Below are 11,233 nucleotides of genomic sequence, written 5' to 3' on the forward strand. Positions count from 1 at the left end.
ACACAATGGCTCGTAGTGTGTTTTTGCGTGAAAGGGAGGCTGGCACGGTGCAGTGGACGGTGAGAATCAATGGGATCGACCATATCAGCGTCAAACCGGGCGAGCGCGTGGAAATCGGCCGTAAGCCGTTGCGTCCGTTGGTGGATGACGGCAATACGCGCGTCGATGTGGTCGACGGCACCAAGTCGATGTCGAAACGTCATGCGGTGTTCGAGGTGCAGCAGTCCGGCGGCGCGGTCATCTGCGATTTGGGATCGACCAATGGCACCTACGTGGTACGCGATAACGGCGACCTGCTGCGGCTTCCCGCGGGCGTCGACTTTCTGCTGCCCACATCGCCGATGCGCATGCAGTTCGGCGATGTGCCGGTGGATCTGATCCGCGTCGACCAGCTGGCCGAGGACGAGCCCGAGGAGGCACCCGTGCCCGACCTGTTCGGCTTCGCCGTCGAGCCCGCCAAGCAGGAACCGGATGCCGCCGACATGTCGGTGGACGATATTCTCGACCTACGGGCCGGCGAACCCACCAGCATGTTCGACGCCGCCAGCGTGAAGCGCAAGGTGAGCGAACTCAATCTCTCCAACCCGTTGACCCAGCTCGATCCCGAACCCGTGCAGCCCCGCGATCTCTTCGCCGACGCGGCTACCACCACGGCCGAGGACGCCCAGTCGCAGGCCGCGCCGCAGTTGGTGCCGTTGACCGTTGATGACGCCGCCGCGCGACCTGAACCGGCGAACCCGTTCGAGCAGGTGGGTGCCGAGGCTGAGACACCTGCCGACGCCGCGCCTGCCGACGCTCTGCCGTTCGCTTCGGTGGGGACGCCCGCGAACGTGGAGAACGAGCGATCCGCCGAGTGGCCCGCGTTCGACGCGCGGCCCGCGTCCACCGTGCTGCCTGAGTCCGATAGCCAGTCCGTCGAATCCGATCAATTCGCTCCGGCCGGGACGGGGGCTTCCGATTCGCACGCCGCCGTTGAGACGCAGCCTGTGGATGGGCAGCCGGCGGATCAGGCGGCCGAACGGTCGGTCCCCCAGATGGAAGAGCCGCAATCGGCCGCGCCGCAGCAGTTCGTATTCACTCCCATGGAGGACGCCGCTCCCGTGAGCGCGCAAACGACGCCTGCCACGGGCACTCCGATCGCATTCACCGCGATGGAGTCCGGCACCGACGTGGAGACGGCCGGCTATACCCCCGCCTTCGAACCCGGTTCCGTGTTCGAGCGTGTGTCCAAGGGGGAGTTCGACGCGCAGGAGCAAGTGGTGCAGGTCGATGGGCTGACCTCCGACGACGCGCGCCGCACCGAGGATTTCTCCGTGCAGTTCGAAATGGCCCGCCATCCCGAACTGTTGCCGTTCCTCGCAATGAACCCATCGCTGTACGACGACCTCTATTCGTGGCTGTCCGCGCAGGGCAACCGTGACATCGACGAGGCGCTCGCCCATAATCAGGGCTATCAGGACTACTGTGAGGCAGTTGGAAAGTGAGTCGTAGCATGAGCGAAAACACCAATAGCCGTCTCGACACGATCCGTCAGTGGCGCGAGCAGTATCGCGCGGCGTTGCCACCGTCGCCGCTGGAGGACATCAAACAACTGGGCGCGCAGCTCGATATGACGCACGCCCATCCCTCCGGCATCGCGCAACTGTTCGCCAGCGGACATGCGAATCTCGCCGCGTTGTTCCGCGACAGCGGCATGCTCAAAGCGTCCGGCCGCCACATCTCGCGCGTGATCGACGACCGCAACGCCAAACAGCGCGTCAGCGGCGTGGCCGAACTCTCGCTGGCGGTCGGCGTCGCCACTTGGCATGGCAACGCCCTGCCGGTGCTGCTGTATCCGGTGGACGTCGCGCTGCCGCAGGTGGGTGAGTCGGAGGGCAACACCACGATCCGTTTCACCGGACATGTGGCGCTCAACGACGTGTTCGTCTCCGTCATGCACAGCCAGGGCGTCATGCTGGACGAGGCCGCGCTCTTCGACGGCGCGAACTACGAAAGCGGAACTCCGGAGACCTCCGCCATGTTCGCGAAGATCACCGCCGAGGCGGAGGCGCGGATCGCCGACTTCACCATTGAACGGCGCATCGTGCTCGGCTGCTTCATGGAGCCCTCCGCGTTGACGCTCAGCGAAAGCCAACGGCTGATCGACCAGCTTGAGGATGGTCCGACCGGCAATGTGCTGCTGGACGCGCTGGCGGGCAACGAGGCCGCGATGGCCACGCTGGGTGATACCGACCTGCCTCAGTTCAGTCCCTTCGACGCCGATCCGCACGGCGAGTACGAGGTCGGCGATGTGGACAACACCGTGCGCTACGCCGCCAATGTCGCGGCTTCCGGGCGCAGCATCGTTCTCGACGGCGACGTGGCCAAAGACACCGAGCAGCAGGCGGTCGCCATCGCCACACGGTGCGTGATGAACGGACGCTCCGTGCTGTACGTGCCCGGAGTGGCCGAACAGAAGCGTCGTTTCACGCAGGCCATGAACGCCAACGAACTCGGCGGACTGATGCTCGACGTGGCCGACGACGGCATGAACGCCTCCATCGACCGCCAGCTCATCACCGCGGTCGGGTTCCAGCCCGGCGTCGCAACCCAGCGCTTCGACCAGTTGGCCGACGAGCTGGTCGGCGTGCGTTCGCGTCTGACCCGGTATCTCGGCGACCTGCACGGCCTCAACGAGGAGTGGGGAGTCTCCGCCTACCAGACCATCCAGAACCTGGCCCGTATCGCGGTGCTGCCCACGCATCCCGCCACGCGCGTGCGCCTGAGCAAGGGAAGCGCGCAAAGCATCGGCGGTCAGATGGACGAGTGGATCGGCAAACTCGAGCGCGCCGGCGAACTCGGCGAATTCGTGATCGGCCCCGAAGACACCGCATGGTTCGGCGCGTCCATCACCACCGAGGACGAAGCCGTCGCCGTCTATCAGCGGGTGTCCGACCTGCTGGGCAAGCTGCTGCCCGCCACACGCGAGCAGGTGACCCGTACCGTGGAGACCTGCGGATTCCCCGTGCCGCCCACCGCCCGTGAGTGGGGGCGTCAGGTCACCGTGCTGAAGAATCTGCGCCGTGTGCTCGACGTGTTCCAGCCGGAGATCTTCGAACGCGATATCGACGCGATGATCGAGGCGAGCAAGCCCAAGGCGCAACGCAAGGCCGAAGGCACGTCGATGGGCTTCTGGGAACGCAGACGCCATGTCAAGGAGGCCCGTGGGCTGCTGCGCGCCGGCGCGCAGGTCGAGAACCTGCACGAGGCGCTGAAGGTGGTGGCCAAGCAGGCCGACCAGTGGCACCAGTTCGTGCCGCACGGCGGCTGGCCCGTGCTGCCGAGCAAGCTTGACGAGATCATCGCCACGCAGGAGGCCGTGTCGCAGCATATGACCGCGCTGGACGCGGTGCTCGCCACCACTCCGCAGGGAGGCAATTTCGAAACCTCGGACTTCAACGATGCCGAGCAGCGGCTGACCATGCTGTTCGACGACCATATCGCGTTGGACACCCTGCCGGAGCGTTGCCGTCTGGAGCAGGAGTTCGACGCCCATGGTCTTGGCGAGTTCGTCGGGGATCTGCGCGCGCGCCGTGTGGACCCCGAAGCGGTGCGCGGCGAGCTGCAGCTGGCATGGTGGACCACGGTGTTCGAGGACATCGTGCGTTCCTCCGCCATCATCTCCAACCAGGACGGTTCCGCCCTGCAGACCGCATCCGACCGCTTCGCCCAGGTGGACATCGAGCATGTGCGTTCGATCGGCCCCATGGTCGCGCAGGAGTCGATGCGTCGTCTGTGCGATATGCTGTTCTCGCGCACGCAGGAGGCGAACCAGCTGCATACGGTGCTCGCCGGCCGCGCCAACGTGCCGATCAGCCGCATCCGCCGCGACCATCCCGAAATCCTCGCCGCCGCGAAGCCGGTGCTGGTGGCCACCCCGGGCACGCTTGCCGCGCTCACCGAGCCGTCGGAACTCGCCGACGTGGCGATTCTCGACGCGTGCGCGCATATCCCGGCCGTGCAGATGCTCTCCATCGTCAGCCGCGCCCGTCAGATCGTCGTGCTCGCGCATGGCGCCACGGTGACCTGCTCCAGCCTGAAGCTGTTGATGGATATGCTGCCGCATATCGACGCGACCTCCCGCCCCGTGCGCCGCGACCAGCGTCTGAGCGCGTTCCTCGAATCCGAAGGCTATGGCGCGGTGCGTCATGACACCGCCGCCGAGGCCATGCGGGGCCATGTGCGGCTGCATTCGCTCGAGGCGACCGGCGTGCCGGTGATGCTGTCCGGTCTGGTGGAATCCAGCCAGCGTGAAATCGACGAGGTGGTGCGCATCATCACCGAGCGCGCCGCGAGCTTCACCATCGTGCCGGCCGGATATACGCTGTCCGTCGTGACGCTTACCGAGGTGTTCCGCACGCGTCTCGGCTCCGAGCTGAAGTCGCTGGCCGCGAAGAACAAGTCGATGGGCCGGTTCCTGCGCCATGTGCGGCTGGTTTCCCTGCGCGAGGTGGCAGGCTCCCACGCCACCGACGTGATTCTGTCGCTGTGCTACGCGAAGACTTCGCATGGCCGTCTGCTGCAGCAGTTCGGCGTGCTGGAGGACGAAGGCGGCCGCGGCATGCTGTTGGACGCTCTGGCCTTGGCCGACCGCCACCTCGATATCGTCAGCGCGTTCACCGCCGAGGATCTCGACGATGAACGCCTGCACCAGCCCGGCCCCAAACTGCTTAAGTCCATGCTGGCATGGGCCCAGCGGCTCGGCGACCAGACCGCGCGTCCCTCCGAGCGGGATTCCGGCGACAATGTGTTGTTCTCCGATCTGGCCGACCGCATCCGCGCCCGCGGGCTTGACGCCACGGTGGGATACGGTTTCGAGCGCGGCATGACGATTCCGCTGGTCGTCGGGCTCAAGGGCAAGCCGTACGCGTTGGCCGTGCTGACCGACGACGCGGGATTCATGGGCATCCAATCCACCCGTGAGCGCCATCGTCTGCTGATGCAGCATCTGAACACGCTCGGATGGAACGTGATGGCCGTGTGGAGCGTGGCCGCGTTCGTCAACCCCGACAAGGAGGTCGACCGCATCGTGGCGCGCATCGCCGAAATCTACCGGGAGGTCAAGTAGCCATGGCCGAACAGCGCGAACCGTATTCGGCCGAACGTCGGACCCCGCGCAAGCATAAGCGCGTGGTTCGGCAGGGCACCGAACTGTTCGACGCGGACGGCGTCAAACTCGAACCGGGCGATATGGTCACCGACCGCCAGCGCGCCGCCGATGACGACCGGCGCATCCTCGGCGAGCTGCCGCCGCACTGGGCCGTGTTCAACGACAAGCGCTGACGGTCCTACCGCGCGACCGCCACGATGGCACCGGCCTCCTGCGAGGCCATCACCCGCAACGCGTCGCGCGGCGGCATGGCGAACGGCACCACCGAACCCATGCCGGTGGACGGCCCCAAGTTGGCTGACGCCTCATCGGAGCGGGGAGTTTCCATCGCCAAGGCGGATCGCGTCAACACGCACGATCCCTCCCCAAGGCCGATCTCCCAAGGGGCGGCATCCTCACCGGAATTGGCCCCGGCTTCGGAGCCACCGGTCGAGCCGAACGTCGAGTCTCCCGCCGGGTCGACGCCGCCACTCGTGTCGCCCCCATCGCCCGCGTCGCAGCCCGTGGCGGACACCAGCGCGACCGTGTCTCCGGCGATAAGCCGTCCGGCGTCGCTGGACAGACGCACTTCGATCACCGTGTGTCCCTCCGGCGTGACCGGGGAATCCCTCGCCATATGCGTGGTGAAGGGCTGTCCGACGTCGATGTCGACCTGCGCCACCCGTCCCACCACCAATGCGGTGGAGTCGACCAGCAGACGGCTGGTCGTCGATACGGGCATATCCGCCCACATCACATCCGTCTCGGCGATCGTCTCGCCGCGTCGGATCGCCGTCCTCGCCACCACCACCGGCATGGTCGCCACCGTGGAGATGACCGCGGATATCACCGCGCAGACGGCCGCCGCGGCGCAGCATGCCGCAAGACACCGTCGCAGCCGCGCCATCGCGCGACGGTGGATCAAGGAATCCCGTTGGGGGATTCGCATTCGAAAAAAGGTCACCATGCTCGCATGATGACCTGGAAAAGAACGTGGACGCAAGTCGGAACGGCCTATGTGGTTCCAGCCTCCGAGTTATCCACCGAAAAACCCCGGGGCGACCACGGCGGCCGCCCGCTCCGTCGCGCGGCTCGTCTTATTTCGTGGAGCCGCCGGACGCGCCGTCCGTGCGGTAGAAGCCGCTGCCTTTGAAGGTGACCGGCACGGCGGAGAAGACCTTGCGCACCTGCGCCTCGCCGCATTCGGGGCATACGGTGATCGGGTCGTCGTCGAACGACTGGTGTTCGGTGAAATCATAGCCGCAGTTCTTGCAGCGATAATGATACGTGGGCATGGGATCCTCCGCTACGACGTCTGTTTCAAGTGTTGCAACCGTTCATATCCTAGTCATGGGGCTGACAGCCGGCACCGCTTCTGGCGAACGCGACGACGCCGTCCACGCCCAGCACCCCATCCACCGGCACGTCATGCGCCTCATGGGGGAGCGGACCGTCGACGACCTCCCAAGGCCACACCACGGCGAACACCGGCGTATCGGCGCGACGATGCGCCAGCGCGCGGTCGTACCATCCGCCGCCTCGCCCCAAGCGCACGCCTTGCTGGTCCACCGCCAAGGCGGGTACCACAATCAGATCGGCCTGAGCCAGCGCCTCGGCCGGCAGTACCTCGCCATCCGGCTCTTGGGGGCGGCGGGGATTGCGCGACCGGGGCCGCGATGCGGACGCCGCAGGTGAAGCGAGTGCCATAGGTGAAGCAAGTGTCGTAGGTGAAGCGAGTGTCGTAGGCGAAGCGGCCACCTCGGGCGATGCGGGCGTCTCGAACGATATGGGCGTCTCATCGCCCGCACCATCGTTCGTGATTGATGCGATGGGAGCGCCGTCGGCATCCACATCCCGCAGACGCGCGACCGCGGGCAACACGCTCCATCCGATCCGCAGCCCCGAGCCCAGACGCGGCACCAGCACGCGCACGCCCGCGTCAAGCCAGGCCTGCAATGTGGGCGCCATCGGGATCTCGTTGCCCATCGACACGTACGCCGCCACCGTCGTCGCCGCCGGCAGTTCGCCGATCCGGGACGCCAACGCGACGCCTGCCCGCTCGCGTTCCCCGACGGGCACGGTTTTGCGCCGGGTGAGCGTGGCTTTGCGCAGCGCCGCTTTGGTCCGCAGGTCTTCCATACCGGCCGTTCTACCATGCCGGTCGGTCTTCGGGGAGACGTTAGTGGACGCGGCATCGCTCGGAGTCCATCCGCACGGCGGTTCACCATGCGCTGGATGGCGCGGACATGTGGGCGTGCGGGTGCGGGAGTGAATCCCCGTATCGCGCAGGGGCGGGGCGGCATCAATGCGGGTGTGCGGGTGCGCGGGCGCGGGACGCGAGGGATGATAATGGAATGCGTCGGATGCGCGGAACGTCGGGGCGGAGGTCTCCCCGCGCTCGCCGCGCGACTTGTCTGCGCTGATGACACAATAGGGGCGTGTCCGTTTTTCAAAGCCTCCGCGACGTGTTCGCCCCCGCCTCTCCCAACGCCATCCGCATGCCGTACCGATTGCATGCGCCGGCCGGCGGCGTGCCGATCATGCTGCGTCCGTTGACGGCGGACGACGCCGACGAGTGGAACGATGTGCGCTGGACCAACGATGAATGGCTCAAACCTTGGGAATCCGGCGACCCGATGCACGGCCCCGGCCTGACCTACAACCAGTGGATGCAGCGCCTGCGACGCAACGAGCAGCAGGGTGTGGGCGCGGTGTTCGCGATCGAATACCAGACCCGCATCATCGGGCAGGTTTCGTTGGGCGCCATCTGCTATGGGGCGATGCGCACCGGCGTGATCGGCTACTGGGTCGATCAGAGGCATGCGGGGCATGGCATCGCGCCCATGGCCGTCGCGCTTCTGGCGGACTGGGCGCTCACCGACTTCACCGGTCCCGCGTTGCATCGTGTGGAAATCGCCATCCTGCCCGAAAACGAACGTTCCCGTCGTGTGGCGCGGAAACTGGGCGCGCGTTTCGAAGGCGTGCGCGAACGGTATATGTACGTCAACGGCCGATGGCGCGACCATGAGACCTACGCGCTGCTGGCGGAGGACTCCGGGGAAGGCGGATTCGCGGCCCGTCTCGCGCGGGGATCGAACGAGGCCTCATAGGGGTTTTCAAAGGGGCCGCCAAGCCGATTCACGGCGCTTTCATGCCGACACGCCCAAACTCATTCACACAGATGGTTACGCCATCTCCTATTCTTGAAGCTTATGGGTTACGAGTCACTGAGTACGGTTGTCGTGCTGGTGATCGTCGTGATTCTCATAGCCGTCTGGTTGCCCGCCCGGACAGTCGACGGCATGAAGCGAGTGGCCGAACATCGACAGGACCGATTCTCCCCCTCCCTGCATCTGGTGGATGCCGAAAGCGGGACGCGGTTCACGGATGAGCCACCTCAATGGGCGAAAGGGACGACCGTGCAGGCAGAAACATCGCAGGTCAGGTTGAGCGACGAACATATTGCCCGCGTGCGGGGGTTGCGTCGTGCGGCCGCGCGTCGTCGCCGTATCCTGGTGCTGTCGTTGGCCGCCGTCACCGTGCTGGTGCTGGTGCTGGCGATCGTGTTGCGGTTCAGCCCGCTGTTCGCGCTGATTCCGGCGGCGCTGCTCGCCGGCGCGTTGGCGTTGGGCGTCAACGCGGCGAAACAGGCGCGCGAATGGGAGCGCAAGGTGCGTCTCGCCAAGCGCTCGCAGGCGAGGAACGGGCAGGCCGTCAAAGCTCCGGCGCGGCCGGTCGCGGGGGATACGCTCGCCGACGAGGTGGTGGTCGAGGGCGGTGAGGCCGCTACCGACGTGATGGAGCAGCGTGAGGTCCGCCGCGTGTTGCGTCAGGCGCAGATCGCCAAAGCCCAGGCGATGGCGTTGCGTGAGGCCGCCGATGCCGCCGAGGCCGATGAAGGATTCTCCCATGACGTGCAGGATCGGCAGGGTGCGGCCGTCGATTCCGCCATGTCCGATGAAGCCGTTGCGTCCGCTGATTCCCCGGCTCAGATGCGCGAGCAGGAGCAGGAACCGCAGGACGACCACACCACGCAGCTCGATCGGATCCGCCCCTCGCAGGCTTTGGACGCGTTCGAGATGGCCGTCTCTCAGGACCTCATCTCCTTCTCGCTGGGTTCGCCGCGCAATACCGCCGAGGAGCGCACCGCCGAGCCTCAGAGTCTTGAGATCAAGTCGATGCGACAGGTCGCCAAGGCCGAACCGGTGGGCGAGGCGACCGCCGAATTGATCTCCGAACAGGCCCGCAAGGTCGCCGAGCAGGACGCGGCCTCCTTCCACGCCCGCGAGGAGCGCACGGACATCGATCCGCCGGCCGCCACGTCGGATTCCCTGGGCGCGGGTCTCGAATCCATTCTTTCCCGCCGTTCCGCCTGACAGGCGGGCGTTTCCAGACCTGCGGGAGCGCCGTTTTTTCTCTCTCAGCGTTAGCACTCGAGTTGGCAGAGTGCTAAAAACCGCGCTACGATGTTCCCTAGTGCAAGGACGGCGCAAGTGATCGTCAGCCTCTTGAGTCCGGTCCTGGCGCGGTAACTATCGGTATCGAACAGTAAGAGGTGACCCACAGTGGCGATCAAGCTCACACCGTTGGAAGACAAGATCATCGTCAAGCAGGCTGAGGCCGAAACCCAGACCGCTTCCGGGCTGTACATTCCGGACAACGCCAAGGAGAAGCCGCAGCAGGGCGAAGTCCTGGCCGTCGGCCCGGGCCGTCGCGACGACAAGGGCGAGCGCATCCCCGTCGACGTCAAGGTCGGCGACAAGGTGCTGTACTCCAAGTACGGCGGCACCGAGGTGCACTACGAGGGCGAGGACTACCTGATCATCGCCTCCCGCGACGTGCTCGCCATCCTCGGCTGATAGCCCTCGCGAATAACGTCACGTCACGAACCCCGCTTCCCGCCTCGGCAGGAGCGGGGTTCTTCCATACGCGGCGAGTATGGAGGCTCCTTCAATCCGGGCATTGGAAGGACGACCGCCATGCGCGTAGACTGATTGGCGAGGGGAAGCGGGCCACCTGAAACGAGGTCGTGATGACATCCACTCCAGAAACCGCCGTGTTGGGCAGTCTCACCGAGGCGCTGGCCTCCGTGCTGTCATGCTCGCGCGAGGTGATCGAACTCGCCGTATGCACCATGGTCGCGGGCGGACATCTGTTGCTTGAGGACGTGCCCGGCGTGGGCAAGACCACATTGGCCCGGGCGATGGCGCGCGGCGTGGGCGGCACGTCGAAACGCATCCAGTTCACGCCCGACATGCTGCCCGGCGATCTGACCGGAGTGAGCGTCTACCAGCAGTCCACCGGTCGGTTCGAATTCCATCCGGGCCCGCTGTTCGCCAATATCGTCATCGCCGACGAGATCAACCGCGCGAATCCCAAAACCCAGTCCGCCATGCTGGAAGCCATGGCCGAAGGCCAGATCAGCGTGGACGGCGACACCTACCCGCTGCCGGACCCCTATATGGTGATCGCCACGCAGAACCCCATCGAACTGGAGGGCACGTACGCCCTGCCCGAGGCGCAGCTCGACCGTTTCATGACCTGCGCGAGCTTCGGATACCCCACCGCGGACGCGGAATCCGCCATGGTGGCGAACGATCATACGGACTCCCCGCTGGCCCATCTGGAGCGGGTGTGTTCCGCCGAGGATATCGCGCGGCTGCGCGCGCAGGCCGGTCGGGTGCGCGTCGCGCGGCCGATCGCGGACTACATCGTCGCGTTGGTCGCCTCCACACGCCGGTGGGAGGGCGTGCGCTACGGCGCCTCGCCGCGAGGCAGCTTGGGACTGGCCGCCATGGCGAGGTCCCGCGCGATGACGCTCGGACGCGACTTCGTGCTCGTGGACGACGTGCAGGCGGTGGCCGTTCCCGTGCTGGCGCACCGTCTGGTGCTGGACCATGGCGGATACGGCACCGGCGTGATGGAACGGTCGCGCGCGTTGGTCGCCGATATCGTCTCCGCGACGCCCGCGCCCCGGGTCGCCAACGTGTGACCGTCGCTCGGACAGGTCGACGGGATCGATATGGCAAGAGGCGCGAGTGGAAGGCAGCGAGACGGCGGCGGTCGGGAGCGTGCGCGACGGTCGCGGCGCGCGAATCGGGCGAT

General features: G+C 66.4%; 10 protein-coding genes. 7 read left to right on the plus strand and 3 right to left on the minus strand.

From position 1 onward, the window contains the following. Positions 1–5: 5 nt before the first annotated feature. From BL8807_RS06090 to BL8807_RS06100, 3 genes are read left to right on the plus strand one after another with little or no spacing between them, the layout of a single operon-like run. The gene (locus BL8807_RS06090; RefSeq protein WP_072724775.1) at positions 6–1,484 is read left to right on the plus strand and encodes an FHA domain-containing protein; all 1,479 of its coding nucleotides are present in this window, start codon (positions 6–8) and stop codon (positions 1,482–1,484) included. An 8-nt stretch (positions 1,485–1,492) separates the two neighbouring features. Further along, on the plus strand, positions 1,493–5,107 hold the full coding sequence (locus tag BL8807_RS06095; protein WP_193057460.1) for a helicase: 3,615 nt from the start codon (positions 1,493–1,495) through the stop codon (positions 5,105–5,107). Positions 5,108–5,109: 2 nt separating this feature from the next. Next, positions 5,110–5,322: a hypothetical protein gene (locus tag BL8807_RS06100; RefSeq protein ID WP_072724779.1), complete on the plus strand. Its 213-nt coding sequence runs from the start codon at positions 5,110–5,112 to the stop codon at positions 5,320–5,322. A 5-nt stretch (positions 5,323–5,327) separates the two neighbouring features. Here the strand turns inward: BL8807_RS06100 and BL8807_RS06105 are convergent, their stop codons facing one another. From BL8807_RS06105 to BL8807_RS06115, 3 genes are all read right to left on the minus strand, one after another. Continuing rightward, positions 5,328–6,077 (minus strand): SAF domain-containing protein, encoded by a 750-nt coding sequence (locus BL8807_RS06105; RefSeq protein ID WP_158217109.1) that lies wholly within the window; start codon positions 6,075–6,077, stop codon positions 5,328–5,330. 148 nt (positions 6,078–6,225) lie between these two features. Then, positions 6,226–6,423 (minus strand): FmdB family zinc ribbon protein, encoded by a 198-nt coding sequence (locus BL8807_RS06110; RefSeq protein WP_072724783.1) that lies wholly within the window; start codon positions 6,421–6,423, stop codon positions 6,226–6,228. 49 nt (positions 6,424–6,472) lie between these two features. Continuing rightward, positions 6,473–7,267 carry a 5-formyltetrahydrofolate cyclo-ligase gene (locus BL8807_RS06115; protein ID WP_072724785.1) on the minus strand — a complete coding sequence of 265 codons (795 nt, stop codon included), beginning with the start codon at positions 7,265–7,267 and terminating at the stop codon, positions 6,473–6,475. Between the two features lie 359 nt (positions 7,268–7,626). Between BL8807_RS06115 and BL8807_RS06120 the strand changes: the two genes are divergently transcribed. The 4 genes from BL8807_RS06120 to BL8807_RS06135 all read left to right on the plus strand — a co-directional run bounded on the left by BL8807_RS06120 (position 7,627) and on the right by BL8807_RS06135 (position 11,120). Continuing rightward, positions 7,627–8,238, plus strand: a complete 612-nt coding sequence (locus tag BL8807_RS06120) for a GNAT family N-acetyltransferase (RefSeq protein WP_083570163.1) — start codon at positions 7,627–7,629, stop codon at positions 8,236–8,238. Between the two features lie 309 nt (positions 8,239–8,547). After that, positions 8,548–9,504 carry a magnesium transporter gene (locus BL8807_RS06125; RefSeq protein WP_370737542.1) on the plus strand — a complete coding sequence of 319 codons (957 nt, stop codon included), beginning with the start codon at positions 8,548–8,550 and terminating at the stop codon, positions 9,502–9,504. A gap of 189 nt (positions 9,505–9,693) precedes the next feature. Further along, positions 9,694–9,987: a co-chaperone GroES gene (groES, locus tag BL8807_RS06130; protein ID WP_072724791.1), complete on the plus strand. Its 294-nt coding sequence runs from the start codon at positions 9,694–9,696 to the stop codon at positions 9,985–9,987. 173 nt (positions 9,988–10,160) lie between these two features. Next, positions 10,161–11,120: an AAA family ATPase gene (locus BL8807_RS06135; protein ID WP_072724793.1), complete on the plus strand. Its 960-nt coding sequence runs from the start codon at positions 10,161–10,163 to the stop codon at positions 11,118–11,120. The last annotated feature ends 113 nt before the right edge of the window (positions 11,121–11,233 follow it).

Source organism: Bifidobacterium lemurum (assembly GCF_014898175.1).
Taxonomy (GTDB): Bacteria; Actinomycetota; Actinomycetes; order Actinomycetales; family Bifidobacteriaceae; genus Bifidobacterium; species Bifidobacterium lemurum.

What these genes read in the sequence shown, in the direction of transcription:
- BL8807_RS06090 (WP_072724775.1), top strand. Translation starts at nt 6, where the DNA reads ATGGCTCGTAGTGTGTTTTTGCGTGAAAGGGAGGCTGGCACGGTGCAG.
- BL8807_RS06095 (WP_193057460.1), top strand. Translation starts at nt 1,493, where the DNA reads ATGAGCGAAAACACCAATAGCCGTCTCGACACGATCCGTCAGTGGCGC.
- BL8807_RS06100 (WP_072724779.1), top strand. Translation starts at nt 5,110, where the DNA reads ATGGCCGAACAGCGCGAACCGTATTCGGCCGAACGTCGGACCCCGCGC.
- BL8807_RS06105 (WP_158217109.1), bottom strand. Translation starts at nt 6,077, where the DNA reads ATGCGAATCCCCCAACGGGATTCCTTGATCCACCGTCGCGCGATGGCG.
- BL8807_RS06110 (WP_072724783.1), bottom strand. Translation starts at nt 6,423, where the DNA reads ATGCCCACGTATCATTATCGCTGCAAGAACTGCGGCTATGATTTCACC.
- BL8807_RS06115 (WP_072724785.1), bottom strand. Translation starts at nt 7,267, where the DNA reads ATGGAAGACCTGCGGACCAAAGCGGCGCTGCGCAAAGCCACGCTCACC.
- BL8807_RS06120 (WP_083570163.1), top strand. Translation starts at nt 7,627, where the DNA reads ATGCCGTACCGATTGCATGCGCCGGCCGGCGGCGTGCCGATCATGCTG.
- BL8807_RS06135 (WP_072724793.1), top strand. Translation starts at nt 10,161, where the DNA reads ATGACATCCACTCCAGAAACCGCCGTGTTGGGCAGTCTCACCGAGGCG.